This window comes from Actinoalloteichus caeruleus DSM 43889, assembly GCF_000429185.2.
Taxonomy (GTDB): domain Bacteria; phylum Actinomycetota; class Actinomycetes; order Mycobacteriales; family Pseudonocardiaceae; genus Actinoalloteichus_B; species Actinoalloteichus_B caeruleus.
The window spans coordinates 1,243,839-1,267,863 of sequence record NZ_AUBJ02000001.1; the positions used below are offsets into that span (position 1 = coordinate 1,243,839).

The window sequence follows — 24,025 nt, forward strand, 5'->3', positions numbered from 1 at the left end:
CGTCAACGCCGGGAACCCCGCCCGGCCATCCGCTGGGCATCCCCAGCCATCCCACCCTCAGCCCACAACCCCCACGCCAACGACTGACCCGCCAACCCCAGGCCACGCCGGTACTGGGCCAGACCATCCAGGAACGCGTTCGCCGCCGCGTAATTGCCCTGCCCAGGAGAACCCAGCACCCCGGCCACCGACGAGAACACCACGAACATCGCCAGGTCCAGACCCCGGGTCACCTCATGCAGGTTCCACGCGCCCTCCACCTTCGGACGCAACACCGCATCGAACCGCTCCGGGGTCAACGACGACACCATCGCGTCATCGAGCACCCCCGCGGTGTGCACCACACCCACCAACGGATGCTCCGACCCGATCCCGGCCACCACCTCAGCCACCGCGTCCCGATCGGCCACGTCACAGGCCACCGTGCGGACCTCGGCATCGAGCTCACCCACACCACCGTCACCGCCGCTGCGGCTGAGCAGCACCAGGTGCCGCACCCCGTACCGCTCGACCAGGTGCCGGGCCACCAACCCGCCCAGCACACCACTGGCACCGGTGACCAACACCGTGCCCCCCTCGGGGAGCGGTTCCCCCGGTTCCGGGGCCACCCGGGCCAGCCGGGGTGCCACCAGCCGACCGTCACGGACGGCCAGCTGCGGTTCTCCGGCCACCAACTCCGGAAGCTCCACACCCTCGGAGTCGGTGTCGGGGTCGAGGTCAACCAGCACGAACCGGCCCGGGTTCTCCGACTGGGCCGTGCGCACCAGACCCCACACCGCGGCCTGGGTCAGGTCCCGACCGTCGGTGGCACCCCGGGTCACCACGACCCGCAGCCGATCGTCGTCGGTGTCCTGCACCAGGGCCAGCGCCTCGGCCAACCGTTCCCGCACCTCACCACCCGGCGGCAACGACACGACCTGGTGGTCACCGGTCAGGGCCTCACCCGACACCGGAACCCACTCGATCCCGTACAGCGACTCCGCTCGGGACGTCGACACCTGTCCCGCCGTGACCGGGCGCAACGCCAGGGAATCCACCGCCGCCACCGGCTGGCCGACACCATCGGCCAGCAGCAACGAGAACCCGGAACCAGCACGGGAGATCCGCACCCGGGCCGTGGTCGCACCGACGGCGAACACCGACACACCCGACCACGCGAACGGCAGCGACACCGTGTCCTGACCGAACAGGCCGATACCGTGCAGGGCCGCGTCCAACAGGGCCGGGTGCACCCCGAACCCGTCGACCGCGACATCCACCGGCAGGGCGACCTCGGCGAACACCTCGTCCTCACCAAGACGCCAGGCCCGACGCAGCCCCTGGAACACCGGACCGTAGGACAGGCCCGCCTCATCCAACCGGTCGTACAGATCCGTGACGTCAACCCGGGTCGCTCCCGTGGGCGGCCACTCGGACAACGACTCGGTCACCACCGGTGTGCTCGCCGCGAGCACACCGGTGGCGTGCCGCACCCAGTCATCATCCCCGGTCCTGGAGTGGATGTTGATCGTGCTGCGGCCGCTGTCCTCTCCAGCCTCGACCACGATCTGGACCGTGGGCTTCTCGTTCTCCCGGAGTACCAGCGGTGCTTCCAGGGTCAGTTCCTCCAGTACCGGGCAACCCGACTGTTGCCCCGCGTACAACGCGAGATCCGCGAGCGCGGCTCCGGGAACCAGCACCGATCCGAGTACCTGGTGGTCGGCCAGCCACGGCCAGGAGTCGAGGGACACCCTGCCTGTCAGCGCGAGATCACCACTACCCGCGAGGCCGAGGACCGCGCCGAGCAAGGGGTGTTCGCTCGCTTCGAGCCCCAGCCGCCCGGGGTTACCGGAGAGGCCGGTGGGCTGGAGCCAGTAGCGTTCGTGTTGGAAGGCGTAGGTGGGCAGCGGAACCCGACGTGCCCCACACCCCCCGTAATAACCGGCCCAGTCGACCTCGGTCCCGTGGACGAACACCCGCGCCAACGCCCCCACCACCGTCTCCGGCTCGGGGCGGTCCCGGCGCAACACCGGAACGAACACACCCTCGGGGGCGCAGTCCTGCCCCATCGCCGAGAGCACCCCGTCCGGACCCAACTCCAGGAACCGGGACACCCCCACCCCGCCCAACGCGGCCATGCCCTGGGCGAACCGGACCGTCTCCCGGACCTGCCGCACCCAGTACTCCGGGTCACACCACCCAGTCCCGGCCAGTGCACCGGTCACCGTGGACACCACCGGCACCACCGGCTCCCGGAACACCACCGAGGAGAGCACCGCCCGGTACTCCGCCAGCATCGGGTCCATCAACCCGGAGTGGAAGGCATGGCTGACCCGCAACCACCGCACCCGACGGTCACCCAACCGGTCCACCACCCCGGCCACCGCCGAGCGCTCACCGGAGAGCACCACCGCCGCCGGGCCGTTCACCGCCGCCAGCGACACCCCCGCCCCCACCAACGGGATGACCTCGTCCTCGGTGGCCTCCACCGCCACCATCGCCCCACCCTCGGGTAGGGCCTGCATCAACCGGCCCCGTGCCGCCACCACCCGAGCGGCATCGGGCAGGTCCCACACCCCGGCCACGTGCGCCGCGGCCAGCTCCCCGATGGAATGACCCAGCAGGGAGTCCGGGACCACCCCCCAGGACTCGATCAACCGGAACAGGGCCACCTGCAGGGCGAACAACCCCGCCTGGGCGTACACCGTCTGATCCAGGACCCCAGCACCATCACCGTCGTCGTGGAAGACGGTGTTACGGATCGGGCGGTCGAGGTGCCGGTCGAGTTCGGCGCACACCGCGTCGAAGGCCTCGGCGAACACCGGGAACGCCTCGGCCAGCTCCCGGCCCATTCCGGGGCGTTGCGAGCCCTGACCGGTGAACAACACCGCCAACCGACCCGCGGCGGCACTGCCCTGGACGACCTCGTCACCGAGGACGATCGCCCGGTGGTCGAACACGGCTCGGCCGGTGGCCAGCGAGTAGCCCACATCCACCGGATCCGCACCAGTGGTCTCCACGTGGGCACGGATCCTGTCGACCTGCGCGGTCAGGGCCTGCTCGGACTTGGCCGAGACCACCCACGGGGTCACCACCGGAGCGGTCCTCGGCCGGTCCCCGCCGTTCAGGGAGTCCCGCACGGCACCGGTGTCCTCACCGGCACCGATGTCGATCGCGTCCGGGCTCTCGAGGATCACATGGGCGTTAGTGCCACTGATCCCGAACGAGGACACCCCCGCCCGCCGGGCACGACCGGTCTCCGGCCAGGACACCGGCTCCCGCACCAGATCCACCGCACCCGATTCCCAATCCACCTCACGACTGGGCTCATCCACGTGCAACGTCGCCGGCACCACCCCATGCCGCATCGCCTGCACCATCTTGATCACACCCGCCACTCCCGCGGCGGCCTGCGTGTGACCCAGGTTCGACTTCACCGAACCCAACAACAACGCCCGATCCCGATCCCGCCCATACGTCGCCAACAACGCCTGCGCCTCGATCGGATCACCCAGCGTCGTCCCGGTACCGTGCGCCTCCACCACATCAACGTGCTCCGGGGCCACCCGGGCGTTGGCCAGGGCCTGCCGGATCACCCGCTGCTGCGAGGGACCGTTCGGCGCGGTCAACCCGTTGGACGCCCCGTCCTGGTTGACCGCCGTGCCCCGCACCACCGCCAACACCGGATGCCCCAACCTGCGGGCATCCGAGAGCTTCTCCACCAACAGGACACCGACACCCTCGGACCACCCGGTCCCGTCCGCGGCCTGCGCGAAGGACTTGCACCGACCGTCGAAGGACAACCCGCCCTGCCGGCTGAACTCCGCGAACGTCGCCGGAGTGGCCATCACGGTCACACCCCCGGCCAGGGCCATCGAGCACTCCCCGGACCGCAGGGCCTGCACGGCCAGGTGCAGGGCCACCAACGACGAGGAACACGCCGTGTCCACCGTCAACGTCGGACCCTCGAACCCGAACGTGTAAGCGACCCGACCGGACAGCACACTGCCGGCGTTCCCCATGCCGAGGAAGGCCTCAACGCCATCGGGGACCGTGCTCGACTCGGACAGGTAGTCGTGGTACATCAGACCGGCGAAGACACCGGTCCTGCTGCCCTTGAGACCGGTGGGATCAATGCCGGCGTGTTCGAAGGCCTCCCACGAGGCCTCCAGCAGCAGCCGCTGCTGCGGGTCCATCGCCAGGGCCTCACGCGGCGAGATCCCGAAGAACCCGGGGTCGAAGTTGCCCGCGTCGTAGAGGAACCCGCCTTCGAGGGTGTTCGAATGGCCGTCATCCCCCGCGGCGGTGCCGTACAGGGATGACACGTCCCAGCCCCGATCCGAGGGGAACGGGGAGATCCCGTCGCCGCCGTTGACCACCAGGTCCCACAGCTCGTCCGGGTTCGACACGCCCCCCGGGTAACGGCAGGACATCCCCACGATCGCGATCGGCTCATCGGTCCCGACCCCCGTGGCCACCACGGTCTCCACCGCAGCCCGAGTCCCGACCAACTCACCCACCACGAACTCGGCCAACACCGCCGGGGTCGGGTAGTCGAACACCAGGGTCGCCGGCAACCGCAACCCCGTCACCGCGTTCAACCGGTTCCGCAGCTCCACCGCCGTCAACGAATCGAAACCCAGATCAGTGAACGCCTGCTCGGCCGGCACCTCAGCAGCCGAGGAGTACCGCAACACCGCCGCGACCTGACCACGCACCAACTCGAGCACGAACCCGGCCCGCTCCCGCGCGGCCAGACCGTCCAGCTCCTCCACCAGACCAGAACCACCCCGAGCCACGGCTCGCCGTGCCGGTGCCCGCACCAGCCCCCGCAGCATCGGGGGCACGCCCCCGGCCCCGACCTGGACCCGCAACCGGGGCAGGTCCAACACCACCGGCACCACCACAGACCGGTCCACACCCCAGGCCGCGTCGAACAACGCCAGCCCCTGCTCCACCGTCAACGCCGGGAACCCCGCCCCGGCCATCCGCTGGGCATCCCCAGCCATCCCACCCTCGGCCCACAACCCCCACGCCAACGACTGACCCGCCAACCCCAGGCCACGCCGGTACTGGGCCAGACCATCCAGGAACGCGTTCGCCGCCGCGTAATTGCCCTGCCCAGGAGAACCCAGCACCCCGGCCACCGACGAGAACACCACGAACATCGCCAGGTCCAGATCCCGGGTCACCTCATGCAGGTTCCACGCGCCCTCCACCTTCGGACGCAACACCGCATCGAACCGCTCCGGGGTCAACGACGACACCATCGCGTCATCGAGCACCCCCGCGGTGTGCACCACACCCACCAACGGATGCTCCGACCCGATCCCGGCCACCACCTCAGCCACCGCGTCCCGATCGGCCACGTCACAGGCCACCGTGCGGACCTCGGCATCGAGCTCACCCACACCACCGTCACCGCCGCTGCGGCTGAGCAGCACCAGGTGCCGCACCCCGTACCGCTCGACCAGGTGCCGGGCCACCAACCCGCCCAGCACACCACTGGCACCGGTGACCAACACCGTGCCCCCCTCGGGGAGCGGTTCCCCCGGTTCCGGGGCCACCCGGGCCAGCCGGGGTGCCACCAGCCGACCGTCACGGACGGCCAGCTGCGGTTCTCCGGCCACCAACTCCGGAAGCTCCACACCCTCGGAGTCGGTGTCGGTGTCGAGGTCGACCAGCACGAACCGGCCCGGGTTCTCCGACTGGGCCGTGCGCACCAGTCCCCACACCGCGGCCTGGGTCAGGTCCCGACCGTCGGTGGCACCCCGGGTCACCACGACCCGCACCCGATCGTCGTCGGTGTCCTGAACCAGGGCCAGCGCCTCGGCCAACCGTTCCCGCACCTCACCACCCGGCGGCAACGACACGACCTGGTGGTCACCGGTCAGGGCCTCACCCGACACCGGGACCCACTCGATCCCGTACAGCGACTCCGCTCGGGACGTCGACACCTGTCCCGCCGTGACCGGGCGCAACGCCAGGGAATCCACCGCCGCCACCGGCTGGCCGACACCATCGGCCAGCAGCAACGAGAACCCGGAACCAGCACGGGAGATCCGCACCCGGGCCGTGGTCGCACCGACGGCGAACACCGACACACCCGACCACGCGAACGGCAGCGACACCGTGTCCTGACCGAACAGGCCGATACCGTGCAGGGCCGCGTCCAACAGGGCCGGGTGCACCCCGAACCCGTCGACCGCGACATCCACCGGCAGGGCGACCTCGGCGAACACCTCGTCCTCACCAAGACGCCAGGCCCGACGCAGCCCCTGGAACACCGGACCGTAGGACAGGCCCGCCTCATCCAACCGGTCGTACAGATCCGTGACGTCGACCCGGGTCGCTCCCGTGGGCGGCCACTCGGACAACGACTCGGTCACCACCGGTGTGCTCGCCGCGAGCACACCGGTGGCGTGCCGCACCCAGTCATCATCCCCGGTCCTGGAGTGGATCGTGAGAGGTCGGCTGCCGCGTTCATCCTGGTCACCGACCACGAGTTGGAGCTGGACGGCGCCATGTCCGGGCAGGACGAGGCCGGCCTCGAGGGTCAGCTCCTCCACACCGGCACAGCCGACCTGGTCGGCGATATGGGTGGCCAGGTCGGCGAAGACCGCGCCGGGCACAAGAGTGGTTCCGAGCACCGTGTGCTCAGCCAGCCAGGGATGCGTGTCGAGGGAGAGCCTCCCCCCGTACACCTCGGCGTTCGAGTCAGCCAACGACGCCGTGGCGCCGAGCATCGGATGTTCGGCTCTCCGCAGTCCGAATCCGGCGCCGTCGACGCCGTCGGTGACGGAGTTCAGCCAGAAATGCTCACGTTGGAAGGCGTAGGTGGGCAGCGGAACCCGACGTGCCCCACACCCCCCGTAATAACCGGCCCAGTCGACCTCGGTCCCGTGGACGAACACCCGCGCCAACGCCCCCACCACCGTCTCCGGCTCGGGGCGGTCCCGGCGCAACACCGGAACGAACACGGCCTCGGGGGCACAGTCCTGCCCCATCGCCGAAAGCACCCCGTCCGGACCCAACTCCAGGAACCGGGACACCCCCAACTCCCGAGTCCGCTCCACGGCGGCACCGAACCGGACGGTCTCCCGGACCTGCCGCACCCAGTACTCCGGGTCACACCACCCAGCCCCGGCCAGTGCACCGGTCACCGTGGACACCACCGGCACCACCGGCTCCCGGAACACCACCGAGGAGAGCACCGCCCGGTACTCCGCCAGCATCGGGTCCATCAACCCGGAGTGGAAGGCGTGACTGACCCGCAACCACCGCACCCGACGGTCACCCAACCGGTCCACCACCCCCGCCACCGCCGAGCGCTCACCGGAGAGCACCACCGCCGCCGGGCCGTTCACCGCCGCCAGCGACACCCCCGCCCCCACCAACGGGATGACCTCGTCCTCGGTGGCCTCCACCGCCACCATCGCCCCACCCTCGGGTAGGGCCTGCATCAACCGGCCCCGTGCCGCCACCACCCGAGCGGCATCGGGCAGGTCCCACACCCCGGCCACGTGCGCCGCGGCCAGCTCCCCGATGGAATGACCCAGCAGGGAGTCCGGGACCACCCCCCAGGACTCGATCAACCGGAACAGGGCCACCTGCAGGGCGAACAACCCCGCCTGGGCGTACACCGTCCGATCCAGAACCCCAGCACCATCACCGTCGTCGTGGAAGACGGTGTCGCGGATCGGGCGGTCGAGGTGCCGGTCGAGTTCGGCGCACGCCGCGTCGAAGGCCTCGGCGAACACCGGGAACGCCTCGGCCAGCTCCCGGCCCATTCCGGGGCGTTGCGAGCCCTGACCGGTGAACAACACCGCCAACCGACCCGGGGCGGCACTGCCCTGGACGACCTCGTCACCGAGGACGATCGCCCGGTGGTCGAACACGGCTCGGCCGGTGGCCAGGGAGTAGCCCACGTCCACCGGATCCGCCGTGTTCTGGAGGTGAGCGCGCAGCCGGTCGAGTTGCGCGGTCAGGGCCTGCTCGGACTTGGCCGAGACCACCCACGGGGTCACCGGTAGGGCCTGCGCCGGAGCCGGCTCGTCCCCGAGTTCGACTCCTTCGAGGATCACATGGGCGTTGGTGCCACTGATCCCGAACGAGGACACCCCCGCCCGCCGGGCACGACCGGTCTCCGGCCAGGACACCGGCTCCCGCACCAGATCCACCGCACCCGATTCCCAATCCACCTCACGACTGGGCTCATCCACGTGCAACGTCGCCGGCACCACCCCATGCCGCATCGCCTGCACCATCTTGATCACACCCGCCACCCCCGCGGCGGCCTGCGTGTGACCCAGGTTCGACTTCACCGAACCCAACAACAACGCCCGATCCCGATCCCGCCCATACGTCGCCAACAACGCCTGCGCCTCGATCGGATCACCCAGCGTCGTCCCGGTGCCGTGTGCCTCCACCACATCAACGTGCTCCGGGGCCACCCGGGCGTTGGCCAGGGCCTGCCGGATCACCCGCTGCTGCGAGGGACCGTTCGGCGCGGTCAACCCGTTGGACGCCCCGTCCTGGTTGACCGCCGTGCCCCGCACCACCGCCAACACCGGATGCCCCAGCCTGCGGGCATCCGAGAGCTTCTCCACCAGCAGGACACCGACGCCCTCGGACCACCCGGTCCCGTCCGCGGCCTGTGCGAAGGACTTGCACCGACCGTCGAAGGACAACCCGCCCTGCCGGCTGAACTCCGCGAACGTCGCCGGAGTGGCCATCACGGTCACACCCCCGGCCAGGGCCATCGAGCACTCCCCGGACCGCAGGGCCTGCACGGCCAGGTGCAGGGCCACCAACGACGAGGAACACGCCGTGTCCACCGTCAACGTCGGACCCTCGAACCCGAACGTGTAAGCGACCCGACCGGACAGCACACTGCCGGCGTTCCCCATGCCGAGGAAGGCCTCAACGCCATCGGGGACCTCGGCGACCTTGGCCGAGTAGTCGTTGTACATGACGCCGGCGAACACACCGGTCCTACTGCCCCGCAGCGACCCCGGATCGACACCCGCGTTCTCGAATGCCTCCCACGAGGCCTCCAGCAGCAGCCGCTGCTGCGGGTCCATCGCCAAGGCCTCACGCGGCGAGATCCCGAAGAACCCCGGATCGAACCACGGGGCGTCATGGAGGAAGCCACCCTCGAGGACCGTTGACCTGTCCTCGCCTTCCCCTCCGTACACCGTGTCGAGGCGCCAGCCCCGGTCCGTCGGGAACGGGGAGATCCCGTCGCCGCCGTTCCGCACGAAGTCCCACAGCTCGTCCGGGTTCGACACGCCCCCCGGGTAACGGCAGGACATGGCCACGATCGCGATCGGCTCGTCGAGTCCGGACACCACCGCGGGCGTGACCTCGGGCGCATCCACTCGCAGGTCGAGCACCTCCGCGAGGACGAAATCGGTGAGCACGTCAGGGGACGGGTAGTCGAAGATCAGGGTCGCCGGGAGCCGCAGACCGGTGGCCGTGTTCAGACGGTTCCGCAGTTCCACGGCGGTCAGGGAATCGAAGCCGATGTCGCTGAAGGCGTGGTGCGGCACGACGTCGTCACCGGACTGGTGACCCAGCACGGCCGCGACCTGTGCTCGCACGAGCGTCAACACAACCGCGCGCCTGTCCTCGTCCGGAAGGCCGCTGAGACGCACCGCCAAGTCACCGCGCTCGTCACCGCGACTGGCGACCTGTCGACGCGCGGTGCGGACCAGCCGCCGGAGCAGCGGCGGCACCCCGTCCGTCGCGGCTCGTTCCCGCCACACGGGCAGGTCCAGCCGGACGGGTGCGAGCGCCGCGTGGTCCAGCCCCAGCGCGGTGTCGAAGAGGGCGAGGCCTTCGTCGCCGTCCAGCGCCGGGATGCCGGTGCGGGCCATCCTGCGCAGGTCAGCGTCGCTGAGCGTGCCGAGCATGCCGCCTTCGGCCCACGGTCCCCACGCCAACGACTGACCAGGCAGACCGAGGTCCCGCCGGTGCTGGGCGAGGGCGTCCAGGAACGCGTTCGCCGCCGCGTAGTTGCCCTGCCCGGGGGAACCGAGCACCCCGGCGACCGAGGAGAACACCACGAACAGCGAGAGGTCCAGTTCCCTCGTCAGCTCGTGCAGGTGCCACGCGCCGTCCACCTTGGGGCTCAGCACGGTGTCGACCCGTTCGGGGGTGAGGGACGTGATGACCCCGTCGTCCAGCACACCTGCCGCGTGCACGACACCGACGAGCGGGTGCTCCGGAGGAACATCGGTGAGCACGCGGGCGAGCGCGTCGCGGTCGGTGACATCGCACGCCGCGGTGCGCACGTCGGCGTCCAGGTCGGACAACTCCGTCGGGACGCCGCCGCCACGGCTGACCAGGAGCAGGTGCCGAACGCCGTGCTCGGCGACCAGGTGACGTGCCACCCGCGCTCCCAGCGCGCCACTGGCGCCGGTGACGAGCACGGTGCCTGCGGGGTCGATGGTGGTCTCCGCCGGGGTGGCGGAGACCCGTACCAGGCGAGGCACCCTCAGTTCGCCGGAACGGACCGCGACCTGCGGCTCCCCGGTGGCGACGGCTTCTTCGAGGTGGGCGCGGTTGGGCGTGTCCTCGTCGGCATCGACGAGGACGAGGCGGCCCGGGTACTCGGACTGCGCGGACCTGACCAGTCCCCAGACTGCGGCCGAGGTGGGACTGCCACCGTCAGTCGCTCCTCGCGTCACGACGACGAGGCGGGCGTCGGCGTACCGCTCGTCCGAAACCCACTGCCGCACGATTTCCAGTACCTCGTGCACGGCGGTGTGCGTGTTCGCGACGACGTCGCGTCCCGTGTCCTGGACGACGAGCGTCACGATGTCGGGCGCTTCCTCGGCGTGTTCGCCCCAGGCGCCCCACCGGAGGGTGGGGTCGACCTCGGCCCGGCTGGTCGCCTCCCAGTCGACGGCGAACATCGCGTTGCCGGCGTTGGCGCTGGGGACCTCCCCGGTCACGGGTCGTACGGCGAGGGAACCGACCTCGGCGACCGGCTGACCGGTCTCGTCGGCCAGGGTCAACGAGGTGCCACGGGTGGACGGGGTGATGCGAACGCGGAGCGCGCTGGCGCCGACCGCCGACAGGGACACATCGGACCACGAGAAAGGCAAGGCGACCGTGTCGTTGCCCCCGGTGAGGGCCATGCCGTGCAGGGCGGCGTCCCACAGGGCGGGGTGAAGTCCGAACCCGTCGACGCTGACGCCCTCGGGCAGCCGGACGTCGGCGTAGACCTCGTCGCCCTGGCTCCAGGCGGCGGCCAGCCCTCGGAAGGTGGGCCCGTAGGACAGTCCCCACTCCGCGAGTCGATCGTAGAGATCCTCGACGGTGATCGGCTCCGCGTCCGTCGGCGGCCAGGTCACGAGTGCCTGGCCGGAAACGGCGGTGCCTGGCCGCAGGGTGCCGGTGGCGTGGTGGGACCACTCGTCGTCCCCGGTCCTCGAGTAGACGTCCACCGCGCGCCGACCGTCGGAGTTCGCGGCCGCCGCGGCGAGCTGAACGGTGACGGTGCCGCGCACCGGGAGGACGAGGGGCGCGTGCAGGGTCAGCTCTTCGAGGATCGGGCAGTCGAGTCGTTGCCCGGCGTGGAGGGCGAGTTCGACGAACGCGGTGCCGGGTAGCAGCGCGGTGCCGAGTACCTCGTGTTCGGTCAGCCAAGGGTGCGTCTCGCGGGAGAAGCTCCCGGTGAACAGGAACTCGTCAGTCCGGGCCGAGCCGACGAGGGCTCCGAGCAGCGGGTGCGCGCCCGCGTCGAGTCCCAGGGACGAGGGATCGCTGGCTGCTCGGCCGGTGGACCGAAGCCAGTAGCGTTCGTGTTGGAAGGCGTAGGTGGGCAGCGGAACCCGACGTGCCCCACACCCCCCGTAATAACCGGCCCAGTCGACCTCGGTCCCGTGGACGAACACCCGCGCCAACGCCCCCACCACCGTCTCCGGTTCGGGGCGGTCCCGGCGCAACACCGGAACGAACACACCCTCGGGGGCGCAGTCCTGCCCCATCGCCGAGAGCACCCCGTCCGGACCCAACTCCAGGAACCGGGACACCCCCACCCCGCCCAGCGCGGCCATGCCCTCGGCGAACCGGACCGTCTCCCGGACCTGCCGCACCCAGTACTCCGGGTCACACCACCCAGCCCCGGCCAGTGCACCGGTCACCGTGGACACCACCGGCACCACCGGCTCCCGGAACACCACCGAGGAGAGCACCGCCCGGTACTCCGCCAGCATCGGGTCCATCAACCCGGAGTGGAAGGCATGACTGACCCGCAACCACCGCACCCGGCGGTCACCCAACCGGTCCACCACCCCGGCCACCGCCGAGCGCTCACCGGAGAGCACCACCGCCGTCGGGCCGTTCACCGCCGCCAGCGACACCCCCGCCCCCACCAACAGGGGAATGACCTCGTCCTCGGTGGCCTCCACCGCCACCATCGCCCCACCCTCGGGTAGGGCCTGCATCAACCGGCCCCGTGCCGCCACCACCCGAGCGGCATCGGGCAGGTCCCACACCCCGGCCACGTGCGCCGCGGCCAGCTCCCCGATGGAATGACCCAGCAGGGAGTCCGGGACCACCCCCCAGGACTCGATCAACCGGAACAGGGCCACCTGCAGGGCGAACAACCCCGCCTGGGCGTACACCGTCTGATCCAGGACCCCACCATCACCGTCGTGGAAGACGGTGTCGCGGATCGGGCGGTCGAGGTGCCGGTCGAGTTCGGCGCACACCGCGTCGAAGGCCTCGGCGAACACCGGGAACGCCTCGGCCAGTTCCCGGCCCATACCGGGGCGTTGCGAGCCCTGACCGGTGAACAACACCGCCAACCGACCCGCGGCGGCACTGCCCTGGACGACCTCCTCGCCGACCAGAACCGCCCGGTGTTCGAACACCGACCTCCTGGTCAGCGAGTAGCCCACATCCACCGGATCCGAACCAGTGGTCTCCACGTGGGCACGGATCCTGTCGACCTGCGCGGTCAGGGCCTGCTCGGACTTGGCCGAGACCACCCACGGCACCACCGCCGGAGCGGTCCTCGGCCGGTCCCCGCCGTTCAGGGAGTCCCGCACGGCACCGGTGTCCTCACCGGCACCGATGTCGATCGCGTCCGGGCTCTCGAGGATCACATGGGCGTTGGTGCCACTGATCCCGAACGAGGACACCCCCGCCCGTCGGGCACGACCGGTCTCCGGCCAGGACACCGGCTCCCGCACCAGATCCACCGCACCCGATTCCCAATCCACCTCACGACTGGGCTCATCCACGTGCAACGTCGCCGGCACCACCCCATGCCGCATCGCCTGCACCATCTTGATCACACCCGCCACCCCCGCGGCGGCCTGCGTGTGACCCAGGTTCGACTTCACCGAACCCAACAACAACGCCCGATCCCGATCCCGCCCATACGTCGCCAACAACGCCTGCGCCTCGATCGGATCACCCAGCGTCGTCCCGGTACCGTGCGCCTCCACCACGTCAACGTGCTCCGGAGCGACCCGGGCGTTGGCCAAGGCCTGCCGGATCACCCGCTGCTGCGAGGGACCGTTCGGCGCGGTCAACCCGTTGGACGCCCCGTCCTGGTTGACCGCCGTGCCCCGCACCACCGCCAACACCGGATGCCCCAGCCTGCGGGCATCCGAGAGCTTCTCCACCAGCAGGACACCGACACCCTCGGACCACCCGGTCCCATCCGCGGCCTGCGCGAAGGACTTGCACCGACCGTTCGCCGACAGCCCCTGTTGGCGGATGAACTCCGCGAAGGTCACCGGGCTGGCCATCACGGTCACACCGCCGGCCAGCGCCATCGTGCACTCGCCCGACCGCAACGCCTGGGCAGCCAGGTGCAGGGCCACCAACGACGAGGAACACGCCGTGTCCACCGTCACGGCCGGCCCCTCGAGACCGAAGGTGTAAGCCACCCGTCCGGACAGGACGCTGCCGGTGTTACCGAGTCCCATGAAGGCCTCGACACCGTCAGGCACGCCCTCGACGCCCGCGCCGTAGTCGTGGTACATGACGCCGGCGAACACACCGGTCCTGCTGCCCCGCAGCGACCCCGGATCGACACCCGCGTTCTCGAATGCCTCCCACGAGGCCTCCAGCAGCAGCCGCTGCTGCGGGTCCATCGCCAGGGCCTCACGCGGCGAGATCCCGAAGAACCCGGGATCGAAGTCGCCCGCCTCGTAGAGGAACCCGCCCTCGAGGCTGAACTCGTAGTCCGCGTCGGGTGGGGCGACATCGAGCAGCCGCTCGATGTCCCAGCCCCGGTCCGTCGGGAAACCGGCGATCCCGTCGCCGCCGTTCCGCACGAAGTCCCACAGCTCGTCCGGGTTCGACACGCCCCCCGGGTAGCGGCAGGCCATGCCCACGATCGCGATCGGCTCGTCCACCCCGGACAGCGCGGGCGCGACCTCCGCCTCCGTCGGGCGGAGGTCCAGCACCTCGGCCAGCACGTGCTCCGCCAGGGACAACGGTGTCGGGTAGTCGAAGACCAAGGTCGCGGGCAGCCGGAGACCGACGTCCCCGTTCAGCCGGTTCCGCAGTTCCACGGCGGTCAGGGAGTCGAATCCGAGCTCGGTGAAGGCCTGGTCGACCCGCACGTCCGCGGCGGAGCCGTGGCCCAGTACGACGGCGACCCGGGAGCGCACGAGTTCCACGACCCTGGTCAGCTGGTCGTCGTAGGTGCGGTTGGCGAGCTCGGCTACCAGTCCCTGGTCACCGGCCGTGGACCTGGCGGTCCGACGGTGGGAGACGCGCACGAGTCCGCGCAGCACCGGGGGGAGGTCCTCGGCGCCGGCACGCACCCGCAGCGCTGCCAGGTCGAGCCGGACGGGTGCGACGACGGCGGAGTCGACCCGGAGGGCCGCGTCGAACAGTGCCAGGCCGTCGGCCGCGGGCAGCGGTGGGAACCCGGCCCGCTCCATCCGCCTCCGGTCGGTCTCGGTCAGCCGACCGGTCATGCCGCCTTCCGCCCACGGGCCCCATGCCAACGACCGGCCGGGCAGGCCGAGGTCCCGGCGGTGCTGGGCGAGCGCGTCGAGGAACGCGTTCGCGGCCGCATAGCTCCCCTGACCGGGTGATCCGAGCACGCCGGCGACCGAGGAGAACAGGGCGAACAGCGAGAGGTCCAGATCCCGGGTCAGCTCGTGCAGGTGCCACGCGCCGTCCACCTTCGGCCGCAGCACGGCCGCCAGCCGCTCCGGGGTCAGGGACACGGCGACGCCGTCGTCGAGGACACCGGCCGCGTGCACGACACCCACCAGCGGGTGTTCGGCCGGGATGTCGGCCAGGACCTGGGCGAGCGCGTCGCGGTCTGTGACGTCGCAGGAGACGGACCGGATGTGGGCGTCGAGGTCATCGAACTCGGTGGTCTCGCCTCCTCGGCGGCTCACCAGAACCAGGTGTCGGACGCCGTGCTCCTCCACGAGGTGCCGGGCCACTCGCGTGCCGAGCGCGCCACGGGCACCGGTGACGAGCACGGTGCCGTCGAGGGTGGGGACGGACTCCTCTGACGGGGACGTCCTGATGAGCCGGGGTGCCGCGACGGCGCCGTCGCGGACCGCCACCTGCGGCTCACCCGAGGCCAGGACGGTGTCCTGGACCTCGGCGAGTTCGGTGTGCTCGTCCAGGTCCACCAGCACGAAGCGACCGGGGTGTTCGGACTGGACCGTGCGCAGCAGTCCCCACACGGCGGCCTGGGCGAGGTCGCGGCCCTCCGTCGCTCCCCGGGTGACGACCAGCGCGGTGCCCGTCTCCTCGGCCACCCATCGCTGGACCAGGTCCAGTGCGGCGCGGGCCTGGTCGTGGGTGCCGGCGACGACGTCGGTCGTGCGGGAGTCGAGCTCCAGCACCGTCACGTCATGGTCGGGATCGTCGGCGACACGGGTCACGGGTACCCAGCCGGTGGTGTGCAGCGCGTCCCGGGGGTGAGTGGGTCGCGGTCCGGACGCCGAGCGCAGCACCAGCGATCCGACGGACGCGACCGGCAGACCGGTCCCGTCGGCGAGGAGCAGCGAGAAAGCCGTTCCGGTGCGGGTGATCCGCACCCGGGCCGTGGTGGCGCCCACCGCGAACACCGCGACGTCGGACCAGGAGAAGGGGATTCCGGCCGCGCCCTCGCCGGTGCCGTGGGACAGCCCGATCCCGTGCAGGGCCGCGTCGAGCAGGGCCGGGTGCAGTCCGAACCCGGTGACGTCGATCTCGTCGGGCAACCGGACCTCGGCGAAGACGGTGACGTCGTCGCCGTCGGTCCGGCGCCAGATCGAGCGCAGGCCCTGGAACGCCGGGCCGTAGTCGTAGCCGATGTCGGCGAGCCCCGGGTAGAAGCCGTCGAGGTCGACGGGCTCGGCGCCCTCGGGCGGCCAGGTCTCCAGGGTGTCCCGGGCCGTGACGGTGTCGCTGGTGAGGAAACCGCTGGCGTGCCGGGTCCAGTCGCTGTCCTCGTCGAGTCGCGAGTGGACGCTGACCTGACGGCGGCCGTCCGTGGCGGGAACACCGACGGTGACCTGGAGTTGGAGGACGTCCTGGGCCTCCAGGACGAGCGGTGCCTCGAGGGTCAGTTCCTCCACGAGCCCGCAGCCCGCCCGTTCCCCGGCGTGCAGCGCCAGGTCGACGAACGCGGTCCCCGGCAACAGCACGGAGCCGAGGACGGTGTGGTCGGCCAGCCAGGGGTGCGTACCGAGGGACAGGCTGCTCGTCATGACCAGGCCGTCCCTCTCGGCCAGGGTGACGGCGGCGCCGAGCAGCGGGTGGCCGCCGTCCTGGATGCCCACGCCGGCGAGGTCCCGGGCGGGGCTGCCGGAGAGCCAGAACCGGCGGTGCTGGAAGGCGTAGGTGGGCAGGCTGACGGAGTGGGCCCCGGTCCCGTCGAAGAACGCGGACCAGTCGACGGTGGCTCCCCGCACGTGCAGGTGCGCCAGGGCCGTCACGGCGGTGCGCGTCTCGTCGCGGTCCCGGCGCAGCGCGGGCACGAACGCCAGGTCGGCGCCGGGGAGGCTGCCGGCGCCGAGCGCGCAGAGCACCCCGTCCGGCCCCAGCTCCAGGAAGGTGGTGACGCCCTGCTCGGCGAGGTGGGACACCCCGTCGGAGAACCGCACCGCCTCGCGGACGTGGCGGACCCAGTACTCGGCGGTCCGCACCTCGTCGGTGACCGGACGTCCGGTCAGGTTGGAGACGAGGGGGATCCGGGGGCTGTGGTAGGTCAGGGTGTCCGCGACGGCACGGAACTCGTCGAGCATGTCGTCCATGCGCGGTGAGTGGAACGCGTGGCTCACGCGGAGGCGCCGCACGTCACGGCCGGCCTCCTCGAAGCGGCGGGCGACGGCGAGGACCGCGTCCTCATCGCCGGAGATGACCACCGTGTCGGGCCCGTTCACGGCGGCCACCGACACCCGGTCGTCGAGCAGCGGTGCCACCTCGGCCTCGGGTACCCGGAGGGAGACCATCGCTCCACCGGGTGGGAGTGCGCCCATGAGGCGACCGCGGGCGGCGACGAGGGTGACCGCGTCGTCGAGGGACAGCACCCCGGCCAGGTGGGCGGCAGCGAGCTCGCCGATCGAGTGGCCGAGCAGGTAGTCGGGTGCCGCTCCCCAGGACTCGACGAGCCGGTGGAGGGCGACCTCCAGGGCGAACAGGCCGGCCTGGGTGTACTCGGTCTGGTCGAGGAGGTCGCCGCCGTCGAACACCACGTCCCGGAGGGGCCGGTCCAGTCGCTGGTCGAACGCGGCGCAGACCGCGTCGAAGGCGTCGGCGTACGCGGGGAACGCCGTGTACAGGTCACGGCCCATGCCGGGCCGTTGTGAGCCCTGCCCGGACAGCAGGAACGCGGTCCTCCCGGTCGTGGGGGAACCGGTGAGGCCGTCGCTGGTCCCCTCGGCCAGAGCGGCCAGTCCCTCCCGGGGGTCCGGGCCGAACAGGACGGCGCGGAACTCCAGGGCGCTGCGGGTCGTCGCGAGGGAGAAGGCCAGGTTCAGGGGGTCGGGGTCCTCGGTCAGGTGGTCGAGCAGGCGGTGTGCCTGTGCGGCGAGCGCCCGCTCGGAGTGGGCGGAGAGCAGCCACGGCACGGCGTCCGCTGGTAGGCGCCTGGTCCTCGGCAGCGGCGCCGGTACCTCGGTGTCCGGCGCCTGTTCGAGGATGGTGTGCGCGTTGGTGCCGCTGATGCCGAAAGCGGAGATCCCGGCACGGCGCGGGGCTCCGTCGGTGGTCCAGGGGCGTGCCTCGGTGAGCAGCGAGACCGCGCCGGATTCCCAGTCCACGTGCGGGGTGGGCTCGTCGACGTGCAGGGTCCTGGGCAGCACTCCGTGCCGCATCGCCATGACCGTCTTGATGACGCCGGCGACGCCGGCGGAGGCCGCGGTGTGGCCGATGTTGGACTTCAGCGAACCGAGCCAGAGCGGCCGGCCCGGGGGCCGCTGCTGCCCGTAGGTCGCCAGCAGGGCGTGCGCCTCGATCGGGTCGCCGAGGGTGGTCCCGGTGCCATGTGCCTCGACCATGTCGACGTCCGAGGCCGACAGGCCGGCGCTGGCCAGGGCCTGTCGGATCACCCGCTGCTGAGAGGGGCCGTTCGGCGCGGTCAACCCGTTGGACGCCCCGTCGGAGTTCACCGCGGAACCCCGCACCACGGCGAGCACCTCGTGCCCGTCGCGGATCGCGTCGGACAGCCGCTGCACGAGCAGCATGCCGACGCCCTCGGACCACCCGGTGCCGTCGGCGGACGCGGCGAAGGACTTGCAGCGACCGTCGGCGGCGAGTCCCCGCTGGCGGCTGAACTCCACGAACGCGGCAGGGGTGACCATCACGGCGACGCCACCGGCGAGCGCCATCGTGCATTCGCCGGCGCGCAGCGCCCGCACCGCGAGGTGCAGGGCCACCAGGGACGACGAGCAGGCGGTGTCGATGGTGACCGCGGGGCCCTCGAGCCCGAGTGCGTAGGCGACGCGACCCGAGACCACGCTCGTGGCGGTGCCGGTCATCAGGTGGCCCTCGGTGCCGTCCTCGGGTTGCCCGCCGGCGCCGTACCCGGACGGGGAGGCGCCGACGAAGACGCCGACCTGGTCGCCCCGCAGCCGCCCTGGTTCGATCCCCGCGCGTTCGAGGGTTTCCCAGGAGACTTCCAGCAGCAACCGCTGCTGGGGATCCATGGCGAGGGCTTCCCGGGGGCTGACGCCGAAGAACTCGGGGTCGAAGTCGCCCGCCTGGTGCAGGAAGCCACCTCGGGTGACGTAGGAGGTTCCGGTTCGTTCGGGGTCCGCGTCGTAGAGGGCGGAGATGTCCCAACCCCGGTCAGCCGGGAACTCGGTGATGCCGTCGCCGCCCTCGGAGACCAGCTGCCACAGGTCGTCCGGGTTCGCGACGCCGCCAGGGAACCGGCAGGCCATTCCGACGATCGCGATCGGTTCGTCCGCCGCGACGGGGTCCGCCACCGTCGGTGAGGCGGTGACGGTGCCGAACAGCCTCTGGTCGACCAGGGTGGCGAGGGCGGTCGGCGTCGGGTGGTCGAACACCACGGTCGCCTGGAGCCGCACGCCCGTCTCGGCTGTCAACCGGTCGCGCAGTTCCACCGCCGTCAGGGAGTCGAACCCGAGATCGCGGAACGCCCGGTCGGGGCGTACCGCGTCAGGGGACCCGTGTCCCAGGACGAGCGCGGCCTCCGCGCGCACCACGGTCGTGAGCCGTTCGACGCGCTCGGTGCCGGGAAGCCCGCCGAGGGCGGCGCGGAGAGCGGCCGCCGCCTCCGAGCCGTCGTGGCCGGGGCCGGGTTGGGTGCCGGGGCCGGTGGACTCGAGGATCCGCGTGACCTCGGGCAGCGCGGTGAGCAGCGGTCTCGGCCGCGCGGCGGTGAACACGGGCACGAAGCGTTCCCAGTCCACGTCGGCGACGGTGACCGTCGTGTCGTCGTGGTCGAGCGCGCGCTGGAGGGCGGTGATCGCCTGCTCCGGTGCGAGGGTTCGGATGCCGCGCAGCCTCAGGTGCTCACGCTCGTCCTCGTCGACCATGCCGCCGTCCGCCCACGCGCCCCAGGCGAGGGAGGTCCCGACCCGTCCCCGTGCTCTCCGCTGTTCCACCAGGGCGTCGAGGTAGGCGTTGGCCGCGGCGTAGGCGCCGAGCCCGCCGCTGCCCCAGGTGGCCGAGATGGACGAGAACACCACGAACGCGTCGAGTTCCCGGTCGCCGAGCAGGTCGTCGAGGTGGGCGGCGCCGCCGGCCTTCGCGGACATCTCCGCGGCGAACTCCGCGCCGCTGAGCTCGGTGAGGGCGGCGGCGGAACCGACACCGGCGGCGTGCACGACGGTCCGCAGCGGCGGCCCGTCCCCGTCGATGTCCTCGATGACCTCGGCGAGCGCGGCCCGGTCCGCGACGTCGCAGGCGACGACCCGCACCCGTGCTCCGAGGGCCTCCAGCTCGGCGACGAGCTCCGCCACGCCGGGAGCAGCCGGGCCTCGCCTGCTGGTCAGCACCAGCCGCGACACCCCTCCCCCGGCCAGCCACCGGGCCACGTGCGCGCCGAGCGCGCCGGTGCCACCGGTGATCAGCGCGGTGCCCCCGGCGCGCCAGGTGTTCGACGCCAGGCCGCGCACGTCCCGCACGAGGCGCCGGGCGAACCAGCCGGACGACCGGATGGCGACCTGGTCCTCCGTTCCGTCGGTCACCAGGGCGGTGAGCCGGTCGACGGCGCGGTCGTCGAGGTCCGAGGGGAGGTCGAGCAGGCCACCCCAGCGGCGGGGCTGTTCGAGCCCCATGACACGGCCCAAGCCCCAGATGGCGGCTTGGGAGGTGCTGGTGAGCGGGTCCGAACGGCCCACGGACACCGCGCCGCGCGTGGCGGTCCACACGGGGGCGGCGATGCCGGCGGCGTCCAGTGCCTGGATCAGGACAGGGGTGTCCGCCATTCCCGAGGTGAGGACCGGGTGGGCGTGGTGCTCGCGCTCGTCGAGCGGGAGCAGGGAGAGCACGGTCGTGACGGTGCCCGGCTCCGGGCACACCTCGGCCAGTCGTGCCGCGAACTGGCCCCGGTCCGGGATGGCGTGGACCGTGACGACCTCGGCTCCGCGCTCGCGCAGGGCCGCGACCAGGCGGGTGGCCTGCTCGTCGTCGGTCGCGCCTTCGGGGAGGGCGACGAGCCACGTACCGGTGAGCTCGGGGCGTCGCGGGTCGTCGCCGCGCCGCCAGGTGACCCGGTAACGCCAGGAGTCGGCGGCGGCGGTGTCCCGATGCCGCTTGCGCCACGCGGCCAGTGCGGGCAGGGCAGCCGCGAGGGGGGCGACGTCCTCGTCCCCACCAGCCAGGGCGGCCGGGTCCTGGCGTTCGACGGCGTCCCAGAACCGGCTGTCCTCGGCGGAGGGTTCACCTCCGCCGCGTGGCGTGGGCCAGTAGCGGTCGCGTTGGAACTCGTAGGCCGGCAGCGGGGTGCGCGAGGCACCGGTCCCGGTGAAGAAGAGGGACCAGTCCGGTCTGGGACCGTTCGCGTGGACGCGGGCGACCGCCTCCACGGCGGTGCCGACCTCGTCGCGGTCATCCCGCAGCGCCGGCACGACCGTGTTCTCGGTGCCGGGCAGGCACTCGCGGGCCATCGCGCACAGGGCACCGCCGGGGCCCAGTTCCAGGAACACTCCCGCACCGCGCTCGCGCAGCACCCGGATGCCGTCGGTGAAGCGCACCGCCGAACGGACGTGGCGGACCCAGTAGTCGGGGTCGCGGATCTCCCTGGCGGACAGGACGGTGCCGGTCACGTTGGAGACGATCGGGATCTCCGGTGCGGCGAAGGCCAGTCCCTCCGCGACGCGCCGGAACTCGGCCAACATCGGTTCCATGCGGGGCGAGTGGAAGGCGTGGCTCACGGCGAGCCTGCGCACCCTGCGGCCGCGCGACCGGAACTCCTCGGCCAACGCCTCGGCCTCGTCCTCGTCACCGGAGACGACCACCGACGTGGGTCCGTTGACCGCGGCCAGACCGATCCGTTCGCCGATCAGGGGCAGCACCTCGGCCTCGGTGGCCTCCACGGCGATCATCGCTCCACCGCCGGGCAGCGCCGCCATCAGGTTGGCGCGCGCGGCGACGAGCGTGGCGGCGTCGGCGAGGGACAGCACCCCGGCCGCGTGGGCGGCGGTCAGCTCGCCCGCGGAGTGGCCGAGCAGGAAGTCGGGCCGCACCCCCCAGGACTGGAACAGCCGGAACAACGCCACCTCGACGGCGAAGAGGCCGGGCTGGGTGAACCCGGTCCGGTCGAGCGCGGCGGGATCACCGAACACGACGTCGCGGAGCGGCCGGTCGAGGTGCTGGTCCAGTTCCGCGCACGCGGCGTCGAAGGCGGACGCGTAGCTCGGGAACGCCTCGTACAGGCCACGCCCCATCCCGACGCGTTGGGAGCCCTGCCCGGAGAACAACACCGCGAGCAGGCCGGAGGAGGCTGTCGCCCGCACCACGTTCGGCGACGCCGTGCCGGTGGCGAGGTCCTCGAGTCCGCGCAGCAACTCCGCGTGGTCCCGGCCGAGCACGACGGCCCGGTGTTCGAGCGCGGCTCGTCCCGTGGCGAGGGAGAAGGCGACGTCGACGGGGTCGGCCTGGTCGACGTGTGCTCGCAGCCGCCGGGCCTGGGTGCCCAGGGCGCTGTCCGAGGCGGCGGACACCAGCCACGGCAGGACCGGGGGGACGGTGTCGCGTCGCCGCTCCGGTCGGGTTGCGGCGGGTGCCTGCTCGACGATCACGTGCGCGTTGGTGCCGCTGAGCCCGAACGCGGAGACACCTGCCCGACGTGGATCGTCCCCGGAGGGCCACGGCGTCGCCTCGGTCACGAGCGTGACGCCGCCGGACCAGTCGACGTGCGGGGTGGGCTCGTCGACGTGCAGGGTCGCCGGCAGGACACCGTGGCGGATGGCCTGCACCACCTTGATCACCCCGGCGACGCCGGCGGCGGCCTGCGCGTGGCCGATGTTGGACTTCATGGATCCGAGCAGGAGCGGACGCCCGTCCCGCCTGGCCGCGCCGTAGGTGTCGAGCAGCGCCTGCGCCTCGACGGGGTCGCCGAGCACGGTTCCGGTGCCGTGGCCCTCGACCGCGTCCACCTGGTCCGCTGTCAGGCCCGCGTTCGCCAGCGCCTGGGCGATCACGCGTTGCTGGGCCGGGCCGTTGGGCGCGGTGAGCCCGTTCGACGCGCCGTCCTGGTTGACCGCTGATCCTCGGAGGACGGCGAGCACGGTGTGCCCGTCCCGCACGGCGTCGGACAGCCGTGCCAGTACGAGCACGCCGACGCCCTCAGCCCATCCGGTTCCGTTCGCCGAGGCGGCGAAGGACCGGCATCGACCGTCCTCGGCGAGCCCGCCCTGGCGGCTGAACTCGGCGAACGCGGTCGGATCCGTCAACACGGCGACGCCACCGGCCAACGCGAGGGAGCACTCGCCGTTGCGCAGGGCCTGCGCCGCCAGGTGCAGGGAGACCAGGGACGAGGAGCACGCGGTGTCCACGGTGACGGCGGGACCCTGAAGGCCCAGGGTGTAGGCGACGCGTCCGGAGACGACGCTGTTCGCGGTACCGGTCAGGTAGTAGCCGGCCAACTCGTCGGTGGCGGCGCGCAGCGCGGCCTCGTAGCCGGAAGGGGAGACACCGGCGAACATCCCGGTCGGGGTTCCGCGCAACGACACCGGGTCGATGCCCGCGTGCTCCACCGCCTGCCACGCGACTTCCAGCAACAGTCGCTGCTGCGGGTCCATGGACATCGCCTCGCGCGGGGAGATGCCGAAGAACCCGGCGTCGAAGCACGGCGCGTCCTGGATGAACCCGCCCTCGTAGGTGCGGGATCCGCCGGCCTGGTAGAGCGCGTCGACGTCCCAGCCCCGGTCGGTGGGGAAGCCACCGACGGCGTCCCGCCCGGAGGCCACGAGTTCCCACAGCGAGTCGGGGTCGGTGACGCCGCCCGGGTAGCGGCAGCCCATGCCGATGATTGCGATGGGCTCCCTGGCGGCTGAGGCGAGCTTGGTGTTCTCCCGCCGCAGCCGGTCGACCTCCTTCAGCGACGCCCGCAGCGCTTCCAGCGTCCTGTCCGCAGAGCCCGCCATCACTT

General features: G+C 72.0%; 1 protein-coding gene. It reads right to left on the reverse strand.

Annotation, left to right across the window (positions count from 1 at the left end):
* Window positions 1–2: 2 nt before the first annotated feature.
* Window positions 3–24,020: a type I polyketide synthase gene (locus G443_RS04390; RefSeq protein WP_253860128.1), complete on the reverse strand. Its 24,018-nt coding sequence runs from the start codon at window positions 24,018–24,020 to the stop codon at window positions 3–5.
* Window positions 24,021–24,025: the final 5 nt, after the last annotated feature.